Here is a 24,430-nt window from a genome sequence, read left to right as displayed (position 1 = left end):
CGAACGAGACCCGACTCTCACCTCTCGGCGGCGCCGTCGGGCTCGACGACGTCGAGCGTGTGCCACGTCTCGAACGTCAGGTCTGACGCGCCGGCGACGTCGCCGGCTTCGAGGAGGGCGACGAGGCGCTCGTGGCGTTCGACGGACGTCCTGCCGTGCTCGGTGAAACGCGCGCGTTCGGCGCGGCGCACGACCGGACCGAACTGATCCAGCACCGACTCCATCGCCGCGTTGGCGAGGGCGGCAACCGGGACGCGGTGGAAGGCCTCATCGGCATCCATGGCTCCGGCGATGTCGTCGGCGTCGAGGGCGTCCGCGAAGCGCTGATTGGCGGCGCGCATGCGCTCGATGTCGGCGTCGGTGAGCGTCGCGCCCTGCACGGCGAGCAGGTGCATCGCGGCGACGACGTCGCGGGCATCGCGGACGGCCTTCGCGTCGATCGTGCTCACCGTCGTCGATCGGCCGGGCTTGGCGACGACGAGTCCGCTCGCCCCGAGACGGAGCAGGGCCTCGCGCACCGGTGTGCGACTGACCCCGAGCCATTCGGCGAGTTCGGCGTCGCGGAGCTGTTCGCCCGGCTCGAACGTGCCGTCGACGATCGCGTCGCGGAGGCGGCGGAAAACGTCGTCGCGGAGGAGGGACCGGTCGACACCGGGGGCCTGCGGGGGAATCGGCATGCAATATATTGCGCACGCCTCGTCGCCGCCTGCAAATCGGCCGAGAGGCCTTCAAGGTCACTGAGGTATGCAATATATTGCGTATTGCGAGCGTTACTCTCCTCAACACCCACCTCCGGCTCCGCGGGAGCCGCACCTGAAAGGCAGAACCATGACTGAGCAGCACATCACCAACGTCGTTCTCGTCCACGGCGCCTTCGCCGACGGATCGGGCTGGCGTCGCGTCTACGACTTGCTGACCGCGCGCGGCTATCGCGTGTCGATCGTGCAGAACCCGCTGACCTCTCTCGAGGCCGACGTGGCCGCGACCACTCGCGTGCTCGACCAGCAGGACGGCCCGGCGATCCTCGTCGGTCACTCGTGGGGCGGCACCGTGATCACCGAGGCCGGAGTGCACCCGAACGTGGCGGGACTCGTCTACGTCTCGGCGATCGCTCCCGACGCGGGGGAGACGTCGGCGCAGCAGTACGAGGGCTTCGCGCCGACGCCGGAGTTCGTCATCGACGTCGCCGACGACGGCTTCGGGTTCCTCAACCGCGACGCGTTCCACGCCGGTTTCGCGGCCGACCTGAGCGAAGTGGATGCCGCCTTCCTGGCCGACAGCCAGGTGCCGGTCGCGATGTCGGTCTTCGGTCAGGCCGTGCAGAACGCCGCGTGGCGCGACAAGCCGAGCTGGGCCGTCATCGCCACGGAGGACAAGGCCTTCGACCAGGCGATGCTGCAGCACATGGCCAGCCGCATCGGCGCCGAGATCACGAACGTGCCCGGCAGCCACGCGCTGTTCATCTCGCAGGCCGAGACCGTCGCGGACGTGATCGCCACCGCGGCGCAGGCCGCGTCGTCGGAGACCGTCGCTGCGCAGGTCGCCGCGCACTGACGCCGTCGATCGGCCGGGGCCGGTTCGCCGTCGCGCGGGCCGGCCCCGATTGGCGTGCTGGACTTCCTGTGTCGCCGTTAGGCTGACGTCATCATCCGCAGGCATGAGGAGCCGCCATGACATCGCTCGCCCTCGATCGACGCGACGTCTTCCGTCTCGGAGTCGCGGGAGTTGCTACTGTCGCGGCGACTTCGCTCACCTCCTGTGCGGCAGTCCCCGCGGCCAATGCTCTTGTCACTTCGGCCTGGTTCTCGGAGATGACAGCCGCTCTCGCGGCGGGCCTCCTCGCTCTCACTGCGGAGAAGACTCTCGATCCCGTTTGGAGTGCGTGGGAGGAGGGGTTTCACAAAACGTGGGCTGCCCAAGCCGATGCGGGCTGGAGGTGGTTGACTGCGGGCTCATATTGTGGCGACGCGGTGCCCCCGTCAGTCCTCTTCCGGCTGAGTAACGACGAGTCGGGTTTCAACCCTGCAACCGGGCGTCTGATCGCCCTGGTGAACAACGGCCAGGATTGCGTCGTTTTCGAGCCATGGGCGTGGAAGGCCCTCTACCTCTTCGTCACTGATCTCACCGCAAGCAAGGACGGAGATACGTTGGCCGGCTACCAGGCTCTCTGCCGGATCAGCCTGCTTCCGAACGCCGCAGTGAGCACGAGCGCCTCATCGGACAGTGGACGCTCGGAACTTCTCGGATACAAGACGCGCAACGGTGAAGTTGAGATGAATCGGCGCACCAATGGCGACGGAACCACGACAGTGCAGGTCGTTGCGACGGGGATTCCGAGTGCTTCCGACTCCGCGACCACCCGAGAGTTCATCGTCCCAGAGGGGTACTCGACGGCGTAGCGCCCCACCCGATATCGCCACTTGCGGGGCACTGTAATGGTCGTGTCTCCGAAACCAGACGCGTCATCGTGTCGACGTCGACTGGCTGCGGGCGTCAGGGGGCGTTGACGTCGACGCCGACACCCGGGTTGAGGATGTTCAACGGGTCGAGGGCGGTCTTGATGCGGCGGTTCAGTTCCATCGCCTCGGGGCCGAGCTGTTCGCCAAGCCACGGCAGTTTCAGTCGACCGACGCCATGCTCGCCGGTGATGGTGCCACCGAGCGAAACCGCGAGGTCCATGATCTCGCCGAAGGCGCGGTGGGCGCTGCGGCTGTTCTCGGGGTCGTCGGGATCGTGGACGATGAGCGGGTGCGTGTTGCCGTCGCCGGCGTGGGCGATCACCGAGATCACCAGCCCGTGGGCGGTGGCGATCGCCTCGATCCCGTCGACGAGGTCTGCCAGCCGGGGCAGCGGCACGCCGACGTCTTCGAGCAGCAGCGCTCCCTTCGCCTCGACGGCGGGGATCGCGGCGCGTCGGGCCGCGATGTACTTCTCGCCCTCGTCGGGATCGTCGAGCGTCAGAACGTGCGTCGCGCCCGCCGCGGCGAAGGCGCGGGCCATGAACGCCGCGTCTTCAATGCCCGCGGCACCCCGGTCGTCCGAGGCGGCGATCAGCATCGCTTTCGCGCCGCGATCGAGGCCCATCGGGCGCGTGTCCTCGAGGGCGTTGATCGCCACGGCATCCATGAACTCCATGACGGACGGGCGGAGGCGACCGGTGATCGTCACGACCGCGTCGGCGGCCGCCCGCGCCGACGCGAAGCTCGCCACGACGGTGCTCCCTCGAGGCTGTGGCGGCAGCAGCCTGAGGGTCGCTTCGGTGACGACCCCGAGCGTTCCCTCGCTCCCCACGAAGAGCTTCGTGAGCGACAGGCCCGCGGCATCCTTCAGGCGCGGCCCGCCGAGTCGCACCGCCGTGCCGTCGGCCAGCACCACCTGGAGTCCGAGCACGTAGTCGGTGGTGACGCCGTACTTGACGCAGCACAGACCGCCCGCGTTGGTGGCGACGTTGCCGCCGATGCTGCAGATCTCGAACGACGACGGGTCGGGCGGGTACCAGAGTCCGTGTTCTGCGACGACCTTCTTCACCTCGGCGTTGAGCAGCCCGGGCTGCACGACGGCGGTGCGGGTGGCCGTATCGACGGTGATCTCGCGCATGCGCTCGGTGCTCAGCACGATCCCGCCGTCGACGGCCGTCGATCCGCCGGACAGGCTCGTTCCCGCGCCGCGCGTGACCACGGGCACGGCGTGTGCGGTGGCCCACCGAAGTACGGCCTGGACCTCGTCCGTGGTGCGTGGACGGACGACGGCGACGGGGGTGCCGGCATTCGGATCATGCGCGCGATCCTGCCGATACGCGGTCACGACGTCGGTGTCGGTGACGACGGTGTCGGGTGGCAACGCGGAGAGGAGGCTCGGCAGAGCGGTGTGCACGCGGCCAGTTTAGGAGCGGGGTCGATGCGGTGCTGCTGGCCGGGGCGGCGCGCGGGCTGGATGCGCGGTGTAGGCCGGCCCGCGGCCCGCGGTGCCGGCCCGCCCGTGACCCGTTCCCACCTGTTGCTGTGCCGGGTGTGTGGGGCTGCGGATCTACCCGCGGGACTGCGTAAACGTGCTCCCCGTGTGGATGAGGCGCCGGCGGGCGCCACCGACGCGCCGTTAGAACGGTGCAGGCTCGCGATTTCCGGGTGGAGCCGGCGGAGGGTGTTCGTTGGGCAAGAACCGCACCGCGGGTGAGTACGGGAGGGGTTCGTCGATGTAGACCCGGCCGGTCGGCGAGGTCCACTCGAGAACTCCGCCGGCGAGTTGTCGGACTTTCCAGCGCGTGAATTGCTTCTGGGTGTGATGTCGCTGGCAAAGGTGGCACAGGTTGCACACGTCGGTGGCGCCGCCGAGGGCGTAGTCGTGGTTGTGATCGACCTCGCAGCGGACGGCGGGGGCGACGCATCCGGGCCAGCGGCAGTGCCGATCTCGGGCACGAAGGTACCGGTCGATCGCTGCCGTGCGCTGGTACGCGTCGGTGCGCAGCACCGCGCCCGTGATGGGGTGGGTGATGACGCGGTCCCAAGGTAGGGAGGTGGACTCGGCGAGGGCGCGGGCCGTGGCGGCGTCGATGGGGCCGTGCCCCACGAGCTCGGCCGGGTCGAGGTTCTCATCGCCGGGGGCGAGCATGGTCAGGGCCGGAACGACCACCTGAACTCGCGCACGGATCGTGCCGAGAGTGCCCGGGCCGTCATCGACGCGGGTGGGGTCGGCGTCTGGCGCGGCGGTGAGGAGAAGATCGGCGAGGATATCGGCGCGCACCTGATCGGACGTGCGCGCGTCGGAGGCGGGTGTGCTCCCGTCGCTCTCGCCGCTGCTCTCGCTGCCGCCGTTCCCCGCGCACGTGCCGTCGCTCCCGCTGCCCGGGCTCGCGCTCCCGCTGCCCGGGCTCGCGCTCCCGCTGTTCGCGCTCGCACCGTCGCTCCCGTCGCCGCCGCGAGAATCCGCTCGCGCATCGATCAGCGCCGCGCTCTGCTGGACGAGCCGGTCGTAGATCCCCACCGCCAGCACCGTGGGCAGCGTCGCGATGAGATCGGACATGCCGTTCTCGCCCGCGACGACGCGGACGCAGCGCGTCTCGCGACCGCGACGGTGACGTTCGGTGATCGTCGTCGGCTGCAGCGACTCTGCCAAGGTCGCAAGGCGGGTCTTCAAACGCCCGGGACTCAGCCCGTCGGCGGTGGCAACGGCAAGCACGTCGAACTCGTGACGACGTTCGAGCGGCAGCGGCGTGCCGGCGTCCACGATGACCTGCACGTGCGCGCGTGACACAGCGCCCGCCTCCCATGCGTCGAGGGTGACGGGGAAGTCGTCGGCGAGGGTCATGGCCCGACCGATCTGGGCCTGCACGCTGCGATCCGACACGCACGCGGCAGCGGCGATCTCGGACGCGACCTCCCGCAACGCCATCTCGGCCGCCTTTGACGAGGCCCGCACCCTCGCCGTCGCGTCGAGGGCGAGGTGCCCGGCGCGGGCGAGTGCGCGGATGCGCCGTGCCTCGGCGGAGGCGAGCTCGGCGTCTACTCCCCGCACCTCGGCCAGCACCGACGACAGGGCAGCGGCCCCGTCATCGGGTGGCGGCGGAGGTGGCGAGAAGGTCATGTGTGCATGCTATTCGGGGGCTCCGACATCGAACCCGGCCGGAAGGCCCGTTCGGGGATAGGCGAGGCACCTCGTGGGTTGTGGAGGAGGGGTGTGGCGCGCGATCTGCGAAAAAAAACGCGACCAGGACTTCTTCGCGGCCCGAGTGACGCGGGTGAAATCGGGACACGCGGAGCCGTGTCACCTCATCGACCGCCGCCGGGTGGCGTCGGCGGCCGCGCCGGTGTCGTCGGCAGCCCCCGCCCCGCGACCCCTCCCCGCGCATGCCCACCCGCCCCTAATAGCCGCCGCCCCCAAGACACCCCGTCTCCAACACCCCGCCCCGAAGCGGCCCCGCCCACGGGGAACGCCTCCAAGACACCTCGCCCCCAGGACACCCCGCCCCGAAGCGGCCCCGCCCACGGGAAACGCCCCCAAGACACCCCGCCCCCAAGACACCCCGCCCCCAAGACACCCCGCCCCCAAGACACCCCGCCCCCAAGACACCCCGCCCCCACGCACCCCGCCCCCAAGCACCCCCGCCCACGGGAAACGCCCCCGCCCACGGGAAACGCCCCCAAAACACCCCCGCCCACAAGAAACGCCCCCAAAACACCCCCGCCCCGTGGCATCCACCGGACACCACGGGGCGGGCGAGGCCGCGAAGGGGTTACAGCGTGCGCGCGAACGGGTCGAAGCCCTCGTCGAGCAGCGGCACCTCGGCGACGGTGCTGCCGATGTCGAGCGTCTGGCCGGTCGCGGCGGACTCTTCGGCCGAGAGCATCACGTCGAGCACGTGGAATCCGAGCTCTCCGGTGGCGATGTGCGTGCGGTCGGCGGCGATCGCGCGGGCCATGTCGAGCACGCCCAGGCCGCGACCGACGACCGTGCCTTCGTTCGGCACCTCGATCCACTCCTGCTCGGTCTTCATGCCGTCGCGGAAGACGCCCAGCGGCTTCACGTACGCGATGCGTCCCTCGAAGCGGTTCGGGTCGGGGAGCACCATCGTGCCCTCGGAACCGTGGATCTCGACGACCCCGTGGCGCTCGAGCGCCGAGTCGAAGCTCAGCAGGTGCGTCCCGTGCTGCCCGCCGGCGAACGACGTGAGCACCTGCACGGTCGACGGCACCTCGACGGGGAACGTCTCACCCGCGCGCGGTCCGGTGTGGATCGTGCGCTCGGTCCGCGGTCGCGAGCCGCGCGCGGTGACCCCCGCGATGGGGCCGAGCAGACTCACGAGCGCCGAGAAGTAATACGGCCCCATGTCGAGCAGTGGGCCGGCGCCGCGCGCGAAGAGGAACGCGGGGTCCGGATGCCACAGGTCGGGGCCCTGCGTCTGGAACGACGACTGCACGAACAGCGGTTCGCCGATGACGCCCTTCTGGATCGCGCGCTTGGCCGACTGGAAACCCGGACCCAGCAGCGTGTCGGGCGCCGAGCCGATGCGCACGCCCGCGGCATCCGCCTGCGCGAGAAGTGCTCGTGTGGCGTCACGGTCGAGACCGATCGGCTTCTCGGTCCACACGTGCTTGCCCGCGGCGACCGCCGCCGACGACACCTCGACGTGCACCTGGGGGATCGTCAGGTTCACCACGAGGTCGACGTCGGGGTGCGACAGCACGACGTCGGGCGTGCCGGCGACGGCGATGCCGTGCTCGTCGGCCTTGGCGCGCGCGCGATCCGGAAGCAGGTCACCCACCGCGACGACGGCTACGTCGGGGAACGACGTGAGGTTCTCGAGGTAGGTCTGGCTGATGACGCCGGCGCCGATGACACCGACTCCGAGGGGCCGGCTCATCGGACGAACCCGCCCTCGGTGAGGAAGGCCAGGCTCGCGGCGATGTCGGCGAACACGTCGCCGGGGGCGCGGTCGTACTCGATCACGGCATAACGGATGCCCGTACCGGCGCGCAGCGCCTGGGCGAGCGGCACGTCACTGGTGCCGGCGTGGCGCTGGTCGAGGGTCGCGGAGGACATCTCTCCGGCACCGGGTGCCCAGGGGTTGGATGCCGGAACCACGCCGTCCTTGACGTGCACGGCGGTGAGCCGGTCGCCGAGGGCCGCGACGAGCGCCGGAACGTCCTGGCCGCCGGTGAGCGCCCAGAACAGGTCGAGCTCGAGCTGCACACGCTCGTCGGTGAGCGACACGAACCGGTCGTACGCGCTCTGGCCGCCGAAGTCCGCGATGAACTCCTGCGCATGGTTGTGGTACCCGACCGTGAGGCCGAAGGTCGCGGCCACGTCGGCGGCACGGTTGAGGCGCTCGGCGATGTCGGCGACACCGTCCTCGGTGAGCCAGCGCTCCGGCGTGACGAACGGGTCGATGACGGTCTGGATGCCGATGGTCGCAGCCGCCTCGAACACCACCTCGGGCGCGGGCGTGAGGATCGAGCCGTCGGGCGTCCACAGCTGGTCGCTGAGCAGCGGGGCGTGTCCGGTGGGGGAGGCCAGGCCACTGGCATCCAAGGCTGCGCGGATCTCAGCGGGGCGATCGACGAACGCGAACGCCTCGACGTTCCGCAGACCGAGGGCGGCGAGCTTGTCGAGCGAGCCGTTCATGTCGGCCGAGAACTCGGATGCCAGCGTGTACAGCTGCACGGAGGCTTCGGGGAGGGAGGTGGGCGTGGTCATGGGGTCCTTCTGCACGTCGTTGTCGGAGGGGCCGGTCGGCCGTGTCGATACTCTAACCTCCAGGTGGAGGTTACGCGAGGGATGCGAGTGCGAGAGGGTGGGGACATGAGCGACGAGTCGACGATCGGGCGCCCGGGGCAGCGCCGGCGCGGCGTCGAGCGTCGGCAGGAGATCCTCGACCGGGCGATCGAGGTGTTCCGCCAGCGTGGGGCCGACGGCACGTCGTTGCGTCGTATCGCCGAGTCCATCGGGGTGTCGCACGCGGCCCTGCTGCACTACTTCGACTCGCGTGAGCAGTTGCTGGTCGCGGTGTACGCCCACGCCGCCGCGAAACGCGCCGAGGAGGAGGCCGCTCACCCCGTCGAGCCGGGCGTCGAGGGCATGATCGCCGCCGCGATCGCCAACGTGGAGGTGCCGGGGCTCGTGCAGCTGTACTCCACGCTCGTCGCCGCCGCGCTCGAGGTCGACAGCGGTGTCGGCAAGGAGTACTTCACGTCGCGGTTCGAGCGGCTGCGCGTCGAGCTCGGCGAGATCTTTCGCGCGCAGCAGGCCGAGGGGCGCATTCGCGACGACGTTTCGGCCGACCACCTCGCGGCGCTGCTCATCGCCGCGTCCGACGGGTTGCAGATCCAGTGGCTGCTCGACGCGTCGGTGGGCCTCAGCGACACGCTCCGCACGTTCGGGATGCTGCTTCAGCCGCCGCGCGGGCGGTGAGGTGCGGCGGCGGGTGGCCGCGGCGGGGGTGCGCGGGGCGGGGGTGGTGCGCGCGCGGGGGTGATGCGCGCGCGGCGGGGGTGCGCGCGGCGGGGGTGATGCGCGCGCGGCGGGGGTGGTGCGCGGGCGCATGGCATCCCTCGTCCCACTTCTTGCTGTCTGGAGGGTGCTCAGACAGCAAGAAGTGGGACACGCCCCGCCACAAGTGGGACACGCCCCGCCATGCGGGACACGCCCCGCTATTAAGGGGGACGCGCCCCGCCATAAGTGGGACACGCCCCGCTACAAGTGGGACACGCCCCGCCGTACGGGACACGCCCCGCCATAAGTGGGACGAGGGTGCCGACGGATGCCACCCCGCACGGGCTCGCGTCAAGCCCGACGCTTCTCAGGGTCCTCCACATCACGAACGGGTAACGTTCCCGGGTCTGCGCGGCCGGCGACCCGCCGGCGCGAGCGTTCCGGGAGGCGATCACCATCAGCACCACCATGGCGGCTCCCCGTATCGATGCCGGGCCCGTGGCATCCACTCGTCCTCCGGCGGCGCGGCACCTGCCCTCGCTCACGGGCTTGCGGTGGGCGACGGCGCTGCTCATCTTCGGCCATCACCTCATGGCCGTGGAGTACTTCGGCGGCCGCGCGGGAGACCTGTGGGGCTTCGTGTTCGAGGCCGGGAAGACCGGGGTGACGCTGTTCTTCATCCTGTCGGGGTTCGTGCTGGCGTGGGGATACAAGCCCGCACAGTCGGCCCGGTCGTTCTGGCTGCACCGCGCGGCGCGCATCTACCCGCTGCACGTCGTCGGGCTGGTGCTCGCGCTCATCGCGGCGGCGACGCTGGTGCCGGCGATCCGCACCGACGGCCTCGCGCCCCTCGGCGCGAACCTGCTGCTGGTCAACGGGTGGAACCCGGACTGGTGGCAGGCGGGGAACCCGGCGAGCTGGTCGCTCGTGTGCGAGGCATTCTTCTACCTGACTTTCCCGCTGGTCATCCGGCTGATCGCGGGGCGTTCCGCGCGTGTGCTGTGGTCGGTCGTGGCGGTGTGTCTCGTGCTCGTCGCCCTCGCGCCCGCGATCGCCGCCGCATCGCCCGTGCCGATGTCGGCGGCATCCACTCCTCTCTTGCGCCTGCCCGAGTTCGTGATCGGCGTCGCGCTCGCCCTGCTGATGACACAGACCGCCTGGCGTCCTGCCCGGGTGCGCTACGCCCTGCCGATCGCTGTGCTCGGGTACGCCCTATCGGAGGCGCCGGCCCTGCCCGGGATCCCGATTCACCCGGGACTCGCGGTCACCGTCGGCGGCTTCGCGCTGCTGGTCGCCGCGCTGGCCAGCGCCGACGCGCACGGCTCCTCCACACCGCTCGCAGGACCCGGGTGGCAAGAGCTGGGGCGCCTGTCGTTCGCGTTCTACCTCGTGCACCTGCTCGTGATCGCGTCGGTGTCGTCGGCCTGGCCTGACGGGCACCCCGAGCTGCACTGGCCTCGCGCCCTCGCGCTCGCCGCCGTGGCGTTCGCGATCTCGCTTGGCCTGGCGTGGGTGATGCACCGCGCGGTGGAAACCCGGATGCAACGCGTGCTGCTGCGCTTCGACCCCGACCGGCGCGCGCCGCGCCCGCGGGCGCTACCGGCGGCGTCGGCGGCTAGAGTCGCGGGATGATGGCAGCGATGAGCGGACTCCACGTGATCATGCTTCTGCTGGTGTGGGCCGTGGGCCTCGCCGTCGTGGGAGCGGTTGTCTACGCCGCGGTGCGGCTCGCGGTCCTCCACGCGCTGAAGGCGCACACGCGCTGGATCGACAACGACAAGCGCTGACGCGCGGCTAGCGCCCGTCGCACCCGGCACGAGAACAGGGGATGCCACGGAGACAGGGTGATCTGCGCCGGATCGGCCTGTTCTCGCCGCATCCCCTGTTTCGGTGACGCGCGTCGGCGCCCCCCGCATCCCGCGGCGCCCCCACCCCGAAACGACGAAGGGGCGCGGCCCCGCGGCCGCGCCCCTCCTCGGATGATCCCCGATCAGTCCTCGCCCACCGGTGACCACGCACCCGTGCCGATCGGCTCGAGCACGGCCGCGTCGAGGAAGCGGTGGAACCGGAAGTCGGCCAGCAGCGGCGACGGCGTGCCGGTGGCGATCTCGTCGGCGAGCAGCTCGCCCAGGATGAGCCCCAGCGTCGCACCGGAGTGCGTGAACAGCGCCGACAGGTTCCGGATGCCGGGAACCTCGCCGACCGCGGGATTGCCGTCGCCCGGGATGGGCTTCAGGCCCGCGCCGACGTGCTGCGCGGTGAGGGTGGGGTGGCCGGCGAGCACGCGCGAGGCCTCGGCGAGCAGGCCCGCGACCGACTCCTCCGGCACCGCGAGCGAGCCGTCGTCGGCCACCTGCACCGACTGCTCGGCCCAGTCCGCGTCGAGCACGAGGCGCCCGTCGGGGGTGGGGCGCACGGCTACCCGCGGGGTGTTGAGCACGGTGCGCACCTCGATATCGACCGGGTCGGTGAAGAGCACGAACGCCGCGGGGGTGGCATCCGGGATCGTCACGCCGAGGGAGGCGAGGTCGGCGGGAACCGCGGGACCGGTGGCCAGCACGATGTGGTCGGCGGCGATGCGGGTGCCGTCGCCCAGCACGACGCCGACGGCCTCGTCGCCCTGCACGTCGACGCGCGCGTGGCCGACGTTCTCGTGCACCGTCGCGCCGGCGGCGACCGCGTCGGCGGCGAGGGCGGCGATGAGGTCGGGCATGCTGATCCAGCCCTCGCCCGGGTTGTAGATGGCACCCTCCTCGGCGACGGCCGCGGGGTCGACGTCGGGGGCGACGGTCGCGATGTCGGCACGGTCGATCCACAGGGAGTCGTAGCCGTTGCGACGCTCGAAGTCGAACGTCGAGCGGAAGCTCTCGCCGGGGCCGGCCCACTTCAGCGCGCCGTCGAAGCGGATGTACGCCTCGCTCTCGGGGTGGTGCGCCTGCCACGAGCGGTAGCGGTCGATACCCGCCAGGCGCAGGTAGTGGTAGGCCGCGGACCGGTCGCCCGACGAGTTCAGCCAGGCGATCGAGCGCCCGGAGGCGCCGTCGGCGAGCTCGCCGGAGGTGACGAGCGTCACCCGGACACCCGCGCGGGCGAGGTACGCCGCGGTGGAGGTGCCGAGGATGCCGCCGCCGATGACGGCGACGTGGGGGGAGGTGCCGGTGGTCATGGGGAATCTCTCTCTTTCGTGATCGGTGATCAGGCGGGAACGGGGGACGCGGCGTGCACGCGCTCGATGATCTCGAGCACGCCGACGGCGTCGTGCGGGTCGACGGGGAGGGGCCCTCCGTCGCGCAGGCAGAGGGCGAGCGCGCGGTAGAACCCGCCGTAGTCGCCGCGCTGCGTGGGGTGGCGGCGCGTGTCGGCGCCCGCGCCGAGCACGCCCCAGCGGTCGTCGGGGACTTCGCCGAAGCCGGGGTCGCCGGGAAGGGCGCCCGCGATCAGCGCCGGCTCCTGCGGGTCGAGCCCCCACGACGTGTACCCGGCACGGTCGCCGAGCACGTGGAAGCGCGGCCCCTGAAGCGGCGCGACGGCGCTCATCCACAGGTGCGATGTGGTGCCTGAGGCGTGCTGCAGCGCGAGGAACACGTCGTCGTCGGCGGCCGTGGCCGCGCGGCGGCGGTGGACCTCGGCGTACACGTCATCGACCGCGCCGAAGAGCTGCACGGCCTGGTCGATGAGGTGGGTCCCCAGGTCGTACAGGATGCCACCCCCCTCCGCGGCGCGCGCCTCGGTCTTCCACGACACCGGGGGCTCGGGCTTCCACCACTCGAAGCGCGACTCGAAGCGCCGCACCTCCCCCAGCTCGCCGCCCTCGACGAGGGCGCGGAGCGTGCGGAAGTCGCCATCCCACCGGCGGTTCTGGAACACCGTGAGGGTGCGCCCGAGCCGCTCGGCCCGGGCGATCAGCGCGCGTCCCTCGGCCGCGGTGACGGCGAAGGGCTTGTCGACCACGACATCGAGACCGGCGTCGAGCGCCCGCGCGGCGAGAGCGGCGTGCGTGCCGCTCGGCGAACCGATGACGACGAGATCGAGCTCGGATGCCGCAGCCCACACCTCGGCGACGTCGGACACCACGCGGGCCGAGGGATGCCGTGTCTCGGCCTCGGCGCGCCGGTCGGGGCTCGTCGTGACGATGACGTCGAGCCGGTACGCGGGGTCGGCCTCGAGGAAGGGGGCGTGGAACACCCGACCCGAGACGCCGAATCCGATGACCGCGGTGCGGAGCGGGCCGGATGCCATCACAGCACCTCCGAGAGGAAGCGCTGGAGGCGCGGGCTCTGCGGCCGCTCGAAGAGGTCGCCCGGGGCGCCCGCCTCGACGACCAGCCCCTCGTCCATGAAGACGACCTGGTCAGCGACCTTGCGGGCGAAGCCCATCTCGTGGGTCACCACGAGCATGGTCATGCCCCGCTGGGCGAGGTTCGCCATGAGGTTCAGCACGCCCTTGACCAGCTCGGGGTCGAGGGCGCTGGTGGCCTCGTCGAACAGCATGACCTCGGGCTCCATGGCCAGGGCCCGCGCGATCGCGACGCGCTGCTGCTGACCGCCCGACAGGTCGCGGGGTCGGTGGTCGCTGCGCTCGGCCAGGCCCACCTCGGCGAGGCGGTCCTCGGCGACGCGCCGGGACTCGGCCGCGGAGAGGCCCTTCACGTGCCGCACGGCGAGAGCGACGTTCTCGAGCGCGGTGTGGTCGGGGAAGAGGTTGAAGTGCTGGAAGACCAGACCGATGCGCTTGCGCACGGCATCCGGCTTCTGCGTCAGCACGCTCTCGCCCGCCAGCAGCACGTCGCCCGATTTCGGCTCGTGCAGCCGGTTCACTCCGCGCAGCAGGGTCGACTTGCCCGAGCCGGACGGCCCGATGATGCACGTGGTGGTGCCGGGCTTGACCTCGAGGCTCACCCCGCGCAGCACGTCGATATCGCCGTAGGCCATGGTCAGGTCGCGCAGTTCGAGGCTCGACCCGGCGTAGAAGTGCCCGTCGGTGACGGGGACCGGAGACGTGTACGTCATGTGTTGGCTCCGTAGGTGAGGGCGGGCGGCGGCGTGAGGTCTTCGACCTCGTCCAGACCGCTCTTGGGCGGGGTGGGCTTGCGGCGCCCGGTGCGGAAGCGGTTGTCGAAGTAGTTCACGAGGTGCGTCAGCGGCACGGTGATCACGAGGTAGAACACCCCGGCCATCACCAGCGGCGACAGGTTGCCGGTGAGGACGGCGGCATCCTGACCCACCCGGAACAGCTCGCGCTCCGACACCAGCAGGCCCAGGAAGTACACCAGCGAGGAGTCCTTCACGATCGCGATGAACTGGTTCACCAGGGCGGGGAGCACCCGGCGCACGCCCTGGGGCACCACGACCAGGCGCATGGCCTTGCCGTAGCTCATCCCCAGGGCGCGGCAGGCTTCCAGCTGTCCGCGGTCGACGCTCTGGATGCCGGCTCGGAAGATCTCACCGATGTACGCCGACGCGATCAACGACAGGGCCAGGATGCCGAGGGGGTACGGCGACGGCCCGAACAGCTGCTGGCTGAGGCGGGCGAACCCCTGACCGATCAACAGGATGGTGAGGATCGCCGGCAGCCCGCGGAAGATGTCGGTGTAGATGCGGGCGGGAGTGCGCAGCCAGCGCGAGGGCGAGATGCCCATGATCGCCACGATCATGCCGAGCACGATCCCGATCACGGTCGCGCAGACCGAGATCACGAGCGTGTTGACGAGGCCGGTGCCCAGCAGCTGCGGGAACACCTGCCACATCGCGTCGAAGTCGAGGAACGTTTTGGTGAGATTGTCGAGCCAGTCCATCGGGGGCTCCTTTCAGACGACCGCGGAGCGGCCGATCAGTTGGTCGGCGAGGGCGACGGGCTGGAGGTCTGCTCGGACGAGGGGAGGTACTGCTCGGGCATCGGCGAACCCGGGAACCACTTCTGGTAGAGCGTCTTCCAGGTGCCGTCCTCCATCGCGGCGTGCAGGGCCTCGTTCAGGGCGTCCTTGAACTCGCTCTTGTCCTTGGCGATGGCGAAACCGGCCGGAGCGTCGAAGGAGGGGATGTCGATGGCGTTCACGAGGCCGTACTGCTCGGCGTACTCCTTGGCCGCCTCGTAGTCGAGGAAGTGCGCGTCGATCGCTCCGCTGTTGACCGACGAGATCGCGGCGTTGTTGTCGGGGAAACGCACGAGGTCGGTGTCGGTGAAGTTCTTCACGGCGTAGGCCTCCTGCAGGGTGCCCTGCACGACGCCGAGGCGCTTTCCGTCGAGGTCGTCGACGTCGGCGATTCCGGCGGAGGGGCTGGCCATGACGGTGAGGTAGCCGGCGAGGTAGCCGTCGGAGAAGTCGACGGTCTTCTCACGCTCGGCGGTGATGCCGATCGCGGCGACGCCCACGTCGAACTGACCGTTGGAGACGGCCGCGAGCAGGCCCGAGAAGTCCTGGCCGGTGAACACGACGTCGTCGACGCCGATGCGCGAGGCCACGTCGCGGAAGAGCTCCACGTCGAAGCCGGTGAACTCGCCCGACTCGTCGGTGAACGTGTAAGGCTTGGAGTCGCCGAGGCTGGCGACGCGGATCTGGCCCGGAGTGATGAGGCCGTAGGGGTTGTCTTCGCCCGAGGAAGCGGCGGTGCCGGCGCAGGCGGTCAGGGCGACGGCGGTCGCAACGGCGGCGATCGCCCCGAGGGCGGCGCGGCGGAAGGTGCGGCGAATGGTCACGGAAAGGTCCTCTCGAATGCAGCTGTTCGGTGGTGCATGGGGGTGGAGCGGCGGTGCTTCGACGATGAGACCGGTCTCAGTCCGGTAGAGTGAGACCGGTCTCAGTTCGTTTCCCGGAACCGTACGCGAAGATGACCGGAGACGTCAACTCTCGAACGGAGGACGAGTGAAGTCAGGCGACAACGCAGACGGTGCGTCCCGTCGCGAAGTGACGGTGGCCGACGTCGCCGAGGCCGCGGGTGTCTCCAAGGCGACCGCCGCCCGCGCCCTCGGCGACTACGGGGCGGTCAGCGACAGCGTGCGTGATCGCGTGCTCGCCGCCTCCGACCGGCTCGGGTACCGTCCCAACGCCCTGGCCCGCACCATGAGCACGGGCCGTTCGAACACGCTCGGCATCGTCGTCGGCGACATCGAGAACCCGTTCTTCGCGCAAGCGACGCGGGGAGCGGCGAACGTCGCGCGCGCGGCGGGACTCGATCTCATCCTCTCCAACTCCGACGAAGACCCCGAGACCGAGGCGCAGGCGCTCTCGGTGCAGCTGGCCAAGCGCGTCGACGGGCTTCTCCTCGCTCCGGCGTCGTCGGCCGATCCCGCCAATCTCCGCAGCGTGATCGACGCCGGACGCCCGGTGGTGCTCTTCGACCGCTCGGTCGCGGGCGTCGACGTCGACGCGGTGATCGCCGCGAACCGGAGCGGGGCGCGCACCGCCACGAAGCTCCTCCTGGATGCCGGACACCGGCGCATCGCGTTCATCTCGACGCTCGACCACGACGGGCCGTACCGCCTCGACGCGACCCTGTCGATGTCGTCGGTCGCCGACCGCGTCGACGGGTTCGTCAGCGCGCTCGCCGAGGCCGGGGTCCCCGACCCCGCCGCCTTCGTGCACCTGAACGCCCGCCGGGCCGGCGTCGGCGAGGTTGCGCGGCGGCTGCTCACCGGCGACTCCGGCGTGACCGCGATCATCGGTTCCGACAGCCTCATTGCGCTGCAGGTGTTCCGTGTCGCGCGCGACCTGGGCCTGGGCATCCCGAACGACCTCTCTCTCATCGCGTTCGACGATGCGGACTGGACCGGCGTGAGCACCCCCGGGGTGACCGTGATGGCCCAGCCCATCCGCGAGATCGGCGCCGAGGCCGCGCGCCTGCTCATTCGGCGCATCCACGGCGACACCGCGCCGCCCGTCGTCCGTGTGCTCGATCAGCGCCTCATCGAGCGCGGGTCGGTGGCCCCGCCGCGGCGCTAGGGTCGGCGCCTCCTCCGCGCCCCGGCGGCACCTCCCCGGCGCCCCCGGGTACACTCTCCCGTGCCCTCCCCACTGCCGACTCCCGATCGCGAGGCCCGCCGCGTGGCATCCATCGATCCCGCCGAGCTCGAGATCGCCCTGCGCGTGCTCGACGCCGCCGCCTCGCTCGACCCGGAAGATCCGGCCTACATCGCGCTGCGCCGCCAGACCGGCAAGCTCTACAAAGACGTCAAGCGGCAGTCGCGGAAAGACAAGCGGCAGCGGATCGCCGACGCCGATCGCGCGGTCGTTGCCGCCACCGCGACCGGTGCCCCCGACCGCATCGACGACGAGACCCGTGGCATCCCGCTCGCGACCCGCGTCGAGACGCCGTACGCGGGCGAGCTGATCAAGGCCCGCGCCTGTTACATCTGCAAAGAGGACTACACCCTCGTTGACGCGTTCTACCACCAGCTGTGCCCCGACTGCGCGGCGATGAGCCACGCCAAGCGCGACGCCCGCACCGACCTCACCGGCAAGCGCGCGCTGCTGACCGGCGGCCGCGCGAAGATCGGCATGTACATCGCGCTGCGGCTGCTGCGCGACGGTGCGCACACGACCATCACCACGCGCTTCCCGCGCGACGCGGTGCGCCGGTTCTCGTCGCTCCCCGACAGTGCGGAGTGGATCGACCGGCTGAAGATCGTCGGCATCGACCTGCGCGACCCCGCCCAGGTGATCGGGCTCGCCGAGTCGGTGGCATCCGCGGGCCCGCTCGACATCCTCATCAACAACGCAGCGCAAACCGTGCGGCGCTCGCCGGGGGCCTACAAACCCCTGGTGGATGCCGAACTCGCCCCGCTCCCCGACGGACCGCTGCCCGAGCTGCTCACCTTCGGCCACACCAACGACGCGCACCCGCTCGCGCTGGCGCAGTCGGTGTCGGCGCATCCGATCCTGGCGTCGGCCGCGCGCACGGCCGAGGAGCTGACGGCCGAGGCGATGGCGGCCGGATCATCCTCGCTGGAGCGCCTGGCCGCGGGCACCGCGATCGATGCCGGCGGGCTCGTGCCCGACGAGGACCGCATCAACAGCTGGACGCAGCACGTCGACCAGGTCGAGCCCCTCGAGATGCTCGAAGTGCAGCTGGCGAATATGACCGCGCCGTTCCTGCTCGTGAGCCGCCTGCGGCCCGCGATGGCCGCCTCGTCGGCGCGACGGAAGTACATCGTCAACGTCTCGGCGATGGAGGGCGTGTTCGGCCGCGGCTACAAGGGCCCCGGCCACCCGCACACGAACATGGCCAAGGCCGCGCTGAACATGCTCACGCGCACGAGCGCCCGCGAGATGTTCGAGACCGACCGCATCCTCATGACCGCCGTCGACACCGGCTGGATCACCGACGAGCGCCCGCACTTCACCAAGGTGCGCCTAGCCGAAGAGGGCTTCCACGCCCCGCTCGACCTCGTCGACGGCGCCGCGCGCGTCTACGACCCGATCGTTCGCGGCGAGGCCGGCGAAGACCTCTTCGGCATCTTCCTGAAGGACTACCGCAAGGGTTCGTGGTGACCCGGGGGCGTCGTCTCCGCCGTTGAGTGTCCATAACACGCCGCTGAGCGGGGTGGGGGTGCGGCGTGTCCTGGACACTCGCCGCGGTGGGGGCGTCACTCCGGCAGGAAGTACTCCCGCGCGAGCGGAGCGATCTCGATTCCGGATGCCGTTGCGGCGGTGACCCAGCGGAGCTCGGCGATCTCGGCATCCGGGGTCGGCTGCTGGTCGCCGATGTCGACGCGGAACACCTCGGCGACGACGGCGAACCCCGGTTCGTTCGCGGCCGAGGCGGTGAAGGATCCGAGCGGCTCGAGGTCGGCGGGGGAGACGACGATCCCCACCTCTTCGGCGAGCTCGCGGGCGAGGGTCTCGGCCGGCGTTTCGCCCGGTTCGGGCTTGCCCCCGGGCTGCATGAACGCCGTCGTCCCGTTCTTCCGCACGAGCAGCAGACGCCCGTCGGCGTCGGTGATGACCGCCGCCGACACGTGGATGCGGCGCGGGAACGTGGCATCCGGACTCACCCCCGCACGCTAGCACCCGCGCGAGCTCCGGCCGGGTTGCCGAGTGAGCCCCCCCCGTGAGCCCCGCGTCAGAGCGTGCCGCGGTGGATGCCGGTGACGATGGGCCGCGTCGACGCCAGGGCTGCGGCCACGAGCGCGAAGCCGGCGACGAAGGTGCCCGCGACCGTGGCCACCGAGAGGGGCGCCGCGACGAGGCTCAGCCCCACGACCGGGAACGCCAGCACCGCGCCGAGAGCCGCCCCGCCGATCGCCGCCCACCGCAGCGGCACCATGACCGTCAGCCGGCGGGCGCGCCGCAGCTCGGCGTCCGGGATGCCGAGGCGATCGAGCCCCACGATGAGCTCGCGGTCCTCCAACGCGGCCGACGCCTGCGTGACGCCCACGGCGCACGCGAGGAGGACGAAGGCGATCCCGAGAGTCACGAGCACTCCCGTGCGGATGTCGAGGAGCATCGTGTCGACGTCGCCGGAGAGGCCGACGAGCGCCAGGCCGCAGCCGGCCACGACGGCGATGAACGACACCAGCGCCATGCCCGACACCCGACGCCACGCCGGACCCGCGTGCGCGGCGAGCTCACGGCCCGCGATGAGACGCGCGGCCGTTCCGGCGTTCCGGGCCATCGCACGCCCGCGGGCGGCGATGATCGGCGCCCCCACGAGGTTCAGCAGCCCCAAGCCGGCGCCGAACAGCGCCAACAGCACCGCCGTCGACACGGCGGGCCCGAACACGTCGACGTTGGCCACGGCCAGGACGACGAGCGCGATCAGGATGCCACCGGCCACGAGCACCCACGTCCGCTTCGGCGGTGCCGACTGACGCGTGCGTACGCCGAGCGGCGTGACCGTCACCCGCCGCAGGCCCGCGGCGGCGCTGACGGCCGCGATGGAGATGACGGCCGCGACCACCACGGCGATGAGCAGCGGATCGGCGGCGACGGCCCCGACCCCGATCGGGCCGCCGAAGAACGGCAGCATCCCCACCGCCGGCAGCAGCGCCGCATACAGCACGACTCCCGCGAGGGTGCCGATCGCGGCGGTGGCCGTGGCCTCCCGCACCGTCAGCGACCAGATCTCGCGACCGCTCGCGCCGAGGAGCCGCAGCGTCGCGAGCCGGTCGTTGCGGCGGCGGCTCGACAGGCGCGCGGCCGCGGCGCCGAGCGTCGCGAGCGGCACGGCGAGCAGCACGAGGGCGAGGACGGCGAGGGTGCCGTAGAAGCCTCCCGCGACCGCCCGTGGGTCGACGAGGAACATGCGCGCGCCACCGGCGACCACGAGGAGGAGAGCGGTCGTCACCGCGAAGGCGACGATCGGCAGCACGATCGCGGCCCGGCCCTGGCGGCTCGGGCGCGACAGCATGCGCGCGAGCGGCAGAACGGCGCTCATCGCCCCGCCTCGCTCGCGCTGTCAGCGGGGGTGCCGGGGGCCGTCGCCGAGTCGTCGACGATGCGCCCGTCGCGGAGCCGGACGATGCGCGAGCAGCGACGGGCGACGTCGGCATCGTGCGTGACCATCACGAGCGTGCGGCCCTGGCCGGTGGTCGCACCCAGCAGGGCGCGGAGTACCTCCGACGACGTGGCCGAGTCGAGGGCGCCGGTCGGCTCGTCGGCGAAGACCACCGGTGCGCCCGTGACCTGGGCGCGGGCGATCGAGACCCGCTGCGCCTGACCGCCCGAGAGCTGCCCGATGCGGCGCTGCTCCAGGCCGGCGAGGCCGAGCGTGGCGAGCCACGCGGCCGCGTGCCGCTCGGCATCCTGTCTGCGCAGTCCCTGCAGCAGCAGCGGAAGGGCCGCGTTCTCGACCGCGGTCAGTTCGGGGAGCAGCAGGTGCTCCTGGAAGACGAAGCCGAGCGCGGTGCGGCGGACCCGCGCGCGCTCGCCCTCGTCGAGGCCGACGAGCTCACGCGGCTCCACCCCCGGGGCGCTCAGTACGACCGACCCGGAGTCCGGCGGGAGGATCGCCGCGAGACAGTGCAGCAGCGTGGTCTTCCCCGATCCGGAGGCACCCATGACCGCGACCGACTCCCCGGCGCGGATGGTCAGCGAGACGTTATCGAGCGCGGCGACCTCGCCGTAGCGCTTGACCAGGCCGGAGGCGGTGAGCACGGGAGGAGGGAGAGCGGACATGTCTCCATCCCACCGAGCGGTGGCATCCGGGTCGTCCATCGCAGGGAGTATCCGGATCCATCGGAGGATCGATCCTCACGAGCCCGACAGCTGCGCCTCCGCGAGGATCTCGGCTCGCGGCCGCTCGTTCGCCGCGAGCGCGAGCCAGGTCTCCACGACGGTGTCGGGGTTCAGAGACAGCGACTGGATGCCACGCGCCACCAGCCACTGCGCGAAGTCGGGGTGGTCGCTCGGCCCCTGCCCGCAGATGCCGACGTACTTGCCCTGGCGCAGGCACGCGTCGATCGCCATCCCGAGCAGGTGCCGCACGGCCGGGTCGCGCTCGTCGAACGCGGATGCCATGAGCGCCGAGTCGCGGTCGAGTCCCAGGGTCAGCTGGGTCATGTCGTTCGAACCGATGGAGAAGCCGTCGAAGTACTCCAGGAAGCTCGCGGCGAGGATCGCGTTGGACGGCAGCTCGCACATCATCACGATCCGCAGGCCGTTCTCGCCCCGGCGCAGGCCGTTGGCGGCGAGGAGCTCGATGACGGCAGCGGCCTCGGCGACGGTGCGCACGAACGGCACCATGATCTGCACGTTCGTCAGCCCCATGTCGTCGCGGACGCGGCGAAGCGCCTCGCACTCCATGTCGAAGCACGCCCGGAACTCGGGCGAGACGTACCGGGCGGCGCCGCGGTAGCCGAGCATCGGGTTCTCCTCGTCGGGCTCGTACAGGGGACCGCCGATGAGATTGGCGTACTCGTTCGACTTGAAGTCCGACAGGCGCACGATCACCGGCTCGGGCGCGAAGGCCGCCGCGATCATCGACACGCCCTCCGCAACGCGCTGGATGAAGTACTCCTCGGGGGAGGGGTAGGCGGCGATGCGCGTGCGGATGTCGTCCGCGAGCGCGCCGTCGAGTCGGTCGAGCTCGAGCAGCGCCCGCGGGTGGATGCCGATCTGCCGGTTGATGATGAACTCCAGGCGAGCCAGTCCCACCCCGGCGTGGGGCAGTCGCGAGAACGCGAAGGCCTGGTCGGGAGTGCCGACGTTCATCATCACCTTGACGGGGGGTTCCGGCATCCGGTCGAGCTCGGTCTGCTCTTCGGTGAAGGGCAGGATGCCGTCGTAGACGACGCCGTCGTCGCCTTCGGCGCACGAGACGGTCACCTCCTGACCGTCGCGGAGGGCGTGCGTCGCGACACCGGTGCCGACGACGGCCGGGATGCCGAGCTCGCGCGCGATGATCGCGGCGTGGCAGGTGCGGCCGCCGCGGTCGGTGACGATCGCCGAGGCGCGCTTCATGATCGGTTCCCAGTCGGGATCGGTCATGTCGGCCACGAGCACATCGCCGTGGGCGAAATCGGCCATCTGGTCGATCGAGGTCAGCACGCGCACGCGGCCGGCGCCGATGCGCTGACCGATCGCGCGGCCCTCGACGAGCACCGGGCCGCGCTCGGCGAGCACGAAGCGGCGCAGGACGTTCTCCGACCGCCGTGACACGACGGTCTCGGGGCGGGCCTGGAGCACGTACAGCTGCCCGTCGACGCCGTCCTTGCCCCACTCGATGTCCATCGGACGGCCGTAATGCGCCTCGATCACGAGGGCGATGCGGCCGAGTTCCTCGACCTCCGCGTCCGTGAGCGAAAAGCGGCCCCGGTCCGCGGCATCCACCTCGACGAAGGCCGTGCTGCCGTCGACGTGCTGCCCGTCGGTGTACCGCATCGCGATGGCCTTCTCGCCGACCGAGCGCTTGAGGATCGCGGGGCGGCCGGCGCGCAGCGACGGCTTGTACACGTAGAACTCGTCGGGGTTCACGGCCCCCTGCACGACGGCTTCGCCGAGCCCGTACGAGCTCGTGACGAACACGGCCTCGTCGAAGCCCGACTCGGTGTCGAGGGTGAACATGACACCCGAGGCCCCGATGTCCGAGCGCACCATGCGCTGCACGCCCGCGGACAGGGCGACCTCGTGGTGATCGAACCCGTGGTGCGCGCGGTAGGCGATCGCGCGGTCGTTGTAGAGCGAGGCGAACACGCGACGGATCGCCTGGAGGATGTTCTCGATTCCGCCGATGTTGAGGAAGGTCTCCTGCTGCCCCGCGAAGGAGGCATCCGGCAGGTCTTCGGCGGTCGCGCTCGACCGGACCGCCCACGTCACGGCCTCGGGGTCCGCTTCGTCGGCGACGAGAGCGGCGTAGGCGGTGCGGATGTCGACCTCGAGGTCGGCCGGGAACGGCTGTTCCTCGATCCACGCGCGCACCCGGGAACCGAGCTGGCTCAGGGCCGCGACGTCATCGACGTCGATGACGTCGACAGCGGCGCGGATCCGGGCGTCCAGCCCCGCGTGGGCGAGGAAGCGCCCGAAGGCCTCGGACGTCGTGGCGAAACCCGGGGGGACCCGGATGCCGGCGGATGCCAGGTGCGAGACCATCTCGCCGAGGGAGGCGTTCTTGCCGCCGACCCGGGCGAGGTCGGTCATACCGATCTCGTCGAAACGCAGGATGTTGGTCATGGGGTGGGCCTTTCACGGGGTCGGTCGCGCAGGTTCATGGACTGCAGGATCACGGCGGACATCTCCTCGACGCTCCGGGTCGCGGAGCTGAGGAAGGGGAGGCGGGTGCGGCGGTAGAGGTCTTCGGCGCGGCGGATCTCAAAAGTGCACTGCGCGAGGCTGGCGTACGTGGAGTGCGGGCGCCGCTCGTGCCGCACCTGGCTGAGGCGCAGGGCGGTGGTCGTGAGGCCGAAGCAACGCTCGGCGTGCGGCGCGACGATGCGGGGCAGGCCGTCGGTGGGGAAGTCGTCGTCGGTGAGCGGGTAGTTGGCGACCAGGAGCCCGTAGTGCAGGGCGAGATACATCGTGGTGGGCGTCTTGCCGCAGCGGGAGGGCGCCACGATGATCACGTCGGCGCTCGCGAGATCGCGGCCGCTCTGGCCGTCGTCGTGCTCGATGGCGAACTCCACGGCACGCATGCGGCGGAAGTACTGCTCGAGGTCGCCGAGGCCGTGGTACTGCCCGGCGCGCGTCTCGGCGGTCGCACCGAGCTCGGCCTCGAGCTCGGTGAGGTGCCCGGCGAGCAGGTCGATGACCACCGCCGCGGCATCGGCGAGACGCTCCCGGATGCCGGCATCCTTCACCGTGGCGAACACGATGGGCGCTTCTCCCGCCGCGGCGGCGCGGTGCAGGCGCGCCACGACCGCCTCGAGCGCGGTGACACTGCCGACGAACGGAACCGTGTGGCGCTCGAAGCGCGCCGCGGGGAAGTTCGCCAGGAGGGCGCTGCCCAGCGTCTCGGCGGTGATGCCGGTGCTGTCCGACACGAAGAACACCGCGCGGGCGGCGGACGCGTCGAAAGGTGGGGCCATGCGATGACGCTAGAGGGGCAAATCGCGTTCTTCTCGCCCTCGGGGAGAT

General features: G+C 71.2%; 22 protein-coding genes. 7 read left to right on the top strand and 15 right to left on the bottom strand.

Annotated elements, in window-relative coordinates; genetic code table 11:
• Positions 1-17: 17 nt before the first annotated feature.
• Positions 18-677, bottom strand: a complete 660-nt coding sequence (locus ACU6WY_RS14635; RefSeq protein WP_483820369.1) for a GntR family transcriptional regulator — start codon at positions 675-677, stop codon at positions 18-20.
• 151 nt (positions 678-828) lie between these two features.
• Between ACU6WY_RS14635 and ACU6WY_RS14630 the strand changes: the two genes are divergently transcribed.
• Together ACU6WY_RS14630 and ACU6WY_RS14625 are read left to right on the top strand one after the other, a co-directional pair.
• Positions 829-1,554: an alpha/beta fold hydrolase gene (locus tag ACU6WY_RS14630; protein WP_483820368.1), complete on the top strand. Its 726-nt coding sequence runs from the start codon at positions 829-831 to the stop codon at positions 1,552-1,554.
• 116 nt (positions 1,555-1,670) lie between these two features.
• Positions 1,671-2,399, top strand: a complete 729-nt coding sequence (locus ACU6WY_RS14625; protein ID WP_483820367.1) for a hypothetical protein — start codon at positions 1,671-1,673, stop codon at positions 2,397-2,399.
• A 94-nt stretch (positions 2,400-2,493) separates the two neighbouring features.
• On the opposite strand, the gene ACU6WY_RS14620 is transcribed toward ACU6WY_RS14625, so the two are convergent.
• From ACU6WY_RS14620 to ACU6WY_RS14605, 4 genes are all read right to left on the bottom strand, one after another.
• Positions 2,494-3,873 carry an FAD-binding oxidoreductase gene (locus ACU6WY_RS14620; RefSeq protein WP_483820366.1) on the bottom strand — a complete coding sequence of 460 codons (1,380 nt, stop codon included), beginning with the start codon at positions 3,871-3,873 and terminating at the stop codon, positions 2,494-2,496.
• A gap of 222 nt (positions 3,874-4,095) precedes the next feature.
• Positions 4,096-5,580, bottom strand: coding sequence for an HNH endonuclease (locus ACU6WY_RS14615; protein WP_483820365.1), 1,485 nt, complete (start codon positions 5,578-5,580; stop codon positions 4,096-4,098).
• 649 nt (positions 5,581-6,229) lie between these two features.
• Positions 6,230-7,357: a Gfo/Idh/MocA family protein gene (locus ACU6WY_RS14610; protein ID WP_483820364.1), complete on the bottom strand. Its 1,128-nt coding sequence runs from the start codon at positions 7,355-7,357 to the stop codon at positions 6,230-6,232.
• Positions 7,354-8,190, bottom strand: a complete 837-nt coding sequence (locus ACU6WY_RS14605) for a sugar phosphate isomerase/epimerase family protein (RefSeq protein WP_483820363.1) — start codon at positions 8,188-8,190, stop codon at positions 7,354-7,356. The genes ACU6WY_RS14610 and ACU6WY_RS14605 overlap by 4 nt, the downstream gene beginning before the upstream one ends.
• Positions 8,191-8,295: 105 nt before the next feature.
• On the opposite strand from ACU6WY_RS14605, the gene ACU6WY_RS14600 reads away from it, so the two are divergent.
• The 3 genes from ACU6WY_RS14600 (at position 8,296) to ACU6WY_RS14590 (ending at position 10,712) form a co-directional block, all read left to right on the top strand.
• The gene (locus tag ACU6WY_RS14600; protein WP_483820362.1) at positions 8,296-8,904 is read left to right on the top strand and encodes a TetR/AcrR family transcriptional regulator; all 609 of its coding nucleotides are present in this window, start codon (positions 8,296-8,298) and stop codon (positions 8,902-8,904) included.
• A gap of 489 nt (positions 8,905-9,393) precedes the next feature.
• The gene (locus ACU6WY_RS14595; RefSeq protein WP_483820361.1) at positions 9,394-10,557 is read left to right on the top strand and encodes an acyltransferase family protein; all 1,164 of its coding nucleotides are present in this window, start codon (positions 9,394-9,396) and stop codon (positions 10,555-10,557) included.
• Between the two features lie 8 nt (positions 10,558-10,565).
• Complete coding sequence (locus ACU6WY_RS14590) at positions 10,566-10,712, top strand: hypothetical protein (protein WP_483820360.1); 147 nt, start codon at positions 10,566-10,568, stop codon at positions 10,710-10,712.
• 203 nt (positions 10,713-10,915) lie between these two features.
• On the opposite strand, the gene ACU6WY_RS14585 is transcribed toward ACU6WY_RS14590, so the two are convergent.
• From ACU6WY_RS14585 to ACU6WY_RS14565, 5 genes are read right to left on the bottom strand one after another with little or no spacing between them, the layout of a single operon-like run.
• On the bottom strand, positions 10,916-12,091 hold the full coding sequence (locus ACU6WY_RS14585) for an NAD(P)/FAD-dependent oxidoreductase (protein WP_483820359.1): 1,176 nt from the start codon (positions 12,089-12,091) through the stop codon (positions 10,916-10,918).
• Positions 12,092-12,120: 29 nt separating this feature from the next.
• Positions 12,121-13,164 (bottom strand): Gfo/Idh/MocA family protein, encoded by a 1,044-nt coding sequence (locus ACU6WY_RS14580; protein ID WP_483820358.1) that lies wholly within the window; start codon positions 13,162-13,164, stop codon positions 12,121-12,123.
• A complete protein-coding gene (locus tag ACU6WY_RS14575; protein ID WP_483820357.1) occupies positions 13,164-13,934 on the bottom strand; it encodes an amino acid ABC transporter ATP-binding protein in 771 nt (256 codons plus the stop codon). The genes ACU6WY_RS14580 and ACU6WY_RS14575 overlap by 1 nt, the downstream gene beginning before the upstream one ends.
• Entirely contained in the window at positions 13,931-14,719 is a 789-nt protein-coding gene (locus ACU6WY_RS14570; protein WP_138176066.1) for an amino acid ABC transporter permease, read from the bottom strand. Before ACU6WY_RS14570 ends, ACU6WY_RS14575 begins: the two co-directional genes overlap by 4 nt.
• Positions 14,720-14,754: 35 nt before the next feature.
• Positions 14,755-15,621, bottom strand: coding sequence for an ABC transporter substrate-binding protein (locus ACU6WY_RS14565; RefSeq protein WP_483820356.1), 867 nt, complete (start codon positions 15,619-15,621; stop codon positions 14,755-14,757).
• A gap of 208 nt (positions 15,622-15,829) precedes the next feature.
• Between ACU6WY_RS14565 and ACU6WY_RS14560 the strand changes: the two genes are divergently transcribed.
• Positions 15,830-16,864: a LacI family DNA-binding transcriptional regulator gene (locus ACU6WY_RS14560; protein ID WP_483820355.1), complete on the top strand. Its 1,035-nt coding sequence runs from the start codon at positions 15,830-15,832 to the stop codon at positions 16,862-16,864.
• 60 nt (positions 16,865-16,924) lie between these two features.
• Positions 16,925-18,412, top strand: a complete 1,488-nt coding sequence (locus ACU6WY_RS14555) for an SDR family NAD(P)-dependent oxidoreductase (protein WP_483820354.1) — start codon at positions 16,925-16,927, stop codon at positions 18,410-18,412.
• A 95-nt stretch (positions 18,413-18,507) separates the two neighbouring features.
• Here ACU6WY_RS14555 and ACU6WY_RS14550 read toward each other — a convergent pair whose 3' ends face one another.
• From ACU6WY_RS14550 to ACU6WY_RS14530, 5 genes are all read right to left on the bottom strand, one after another.
• Complete coding sequence (locus ACU6WY_RS14550; RefSeq protein ID WP_483820353.1) at positions 18,508-18,915, bottom strand: NUDIX hydrolase; 408 nt, start codon at positions 18,913-18,915, stop codon at positions 18,508-18,510.
• Between the two features lie 68 nt (positions 18,916-18,983).
• Positions 18,984-20,297 carry an FtsX-like permease family protein gene (locus tag ACU6WY_RS14545; protein WP_483820352.1) on the bottom strand — a complete coding sequence of 438 codons (1,314 nt, stop codon included), beginning with the start codon at positions 20,295-20,297 and terminating at the stop codon, positions 18,984-18,986.
• A complete protein-coding gene (locus tag ACU6WY_RS14540; RefSeq protein ID WP_483820351.1) occupies positions 20,294-21,037 on the bottom strand; it encodes an ABC transporter ATP-binding protein in 744 nt (247 codons plus the stop codon). The genes ACU6WY_RS14545 and ACU6WY_RS14540 overlap by 4 nt, the downstream gene beginning before the upstream one ends.
• A 75-nt stretch (positions 21,038-21,112) precedes the next feature.
• The gene (ppsA, locus tag ACU6WY_RS14535; protein WP_483820350.1) at positions 21,113-23,530 is read right to left on the bottom strand and encodes a phosphoenolpyruvate synthase; all 2,418 of its coding nucleotides are present in this window, start codon (positions 23,528-23,530) and stop codon (positions 21,113-21,115) included.
• Positions 23,527-24,381 (bottom strand): pyruvate, water dikinase regulatory protein, encoded by an 855-nt coding sequence (locus ACU6WY_RS14530; protein WP_483820349.1) that lies wholly within the window; start codon positions 24,379-24,381, stop codon positions 23,527-23,529. The genes ppsA and ACU6WY_RS14530 overlap by 4 nt, the downstream gene beginning before the upstream one ends.
• Positions 24,382-24,430 lie beyond the last annotated feature (49 nt).

The organism is Microbacterium sp. ZW3a (assembly GCF_057167165.1).
This window is presented reverse-complemented; position numbering and strand designations above follow the sequence as displayed.

Coding starts and splice junctions, on each gene's coding strand:
- ACU6WY_RS14635 (WP_483820369.1), bottom strand. CDS start 677: ATGCCGATTCCCCCGCAGGCCCCCGGTGTCGACCGGTCCCTCCTCCGC.
- ACU6WY_RS14630 (WP_483820368.1), top strand. CDS start 829: ATGACTGAGCAGCACATCACCAACGTCGTTCTCGTCCACGGCGCCTTC.
- ACU6WY_RS14625 (WP_483820367.1), top strand. CDS start 1,671: ATGACATCGCTCGCCCTCGATCGACGCGACGTCTTCCGTCTCGGAGTC.
- ACU6WY_RS14615 (WP_483820365.1), bottom strand. CDS start 5,580: ATGACCTTCTCGCCACCTCCGCCGCCACCCGATGACGGGGCCGCTGCC.
- ACU6WY_RS14610 (WP_483820364.1), bottom strand. CDS start 7,357: ATGAGCCGGCCCCTCGGAGTCGGTGTCATCGGCGCCGGCGTCATCAGC.
- ACU6WY_RS14605 (WP_483820363.1), bottom strand. CDS start 8,190: ATGACCACGCCCACCTCCCTCCCCGAAGCCTCCGTGCAGCTGTACACG.
- ACU6WY_RS14600 (WP_483820362.1), top strand. CDS start 8,296: ATGAGCGACGAGTCGACGATCGGGCGCCCGGGGCAGCGCCGGCGCGGC.
- ACU6WY_RS14595 (WP_483820361.1), top strand. CDS start 9,394: ATGGCGGCTCCCCGTATCGATGCCGGGCCCGTGGCATCCACTCGTCCT.
- ACU6WY_RS14590 (WP_483820360.1), top strand. CDS start 10,566: ATGAGCGGACTCCACGTGATCATGCTTCTGCTGGTGTGGGCCGTGGGC.
- ACU6WY_RS14585 (WP_483820359.1), bottom strand. CDS start 12,091: ATGACCACCGGCACCTCCCCCCACGTCGCCGTCATCGGCGGCGGCATC.
- ACU6WY_RS14580 (WP_483820358.1), bottom strand. CDS start 13,164: ATGGCATCCGGCCCGCTCCGCACCGCGGTCATCGGATTCGGCGTCTCG.
- ACU6WY_RS14575 (WP_483820357.1), bottom strand. CDS start 13,934: ATGACGTACACGTCTCCGGTCCCCGTCACCGACGGGCACTTCTACGCC.
- ACU6WY_RS14570 (WP_138176066.1), bottom strand. CDS start 14,719: ATGGACTGGCTCGACAATCTCACCAAAACGTTCCTCGACTTCGACGCG.
- ACU6WY_RS14545 (WP_483820352.1), bottom strand. CDS start 20,297: ATGAGCGCCGTTCTGCCGCTCGCGCGCATGCTGTCGCGCCCGAGCCGC.
- ACU6WY_RS14540 (WP_483820351.1), bottom strand. CDS start 21,037: ATGTCCGCTCTCCCTCCTCCCGTGCTCACCGCCTCCGGCCTGGTCAAG.
- ppsA (WP_483820350.1), bottom strand. CDS start 23,530: ATGACCAACATCCTGCGTTTCGACGAGATCGGTATGACCGACCTCGCC.
- ACU6WY_RS14530 (WP_483820349.1), bottom strand. CDS start 24,381: ATGGCCCCACCTTTCGACGCGTCCGCCGCCCGCGCGGTGTTCTTCGTG.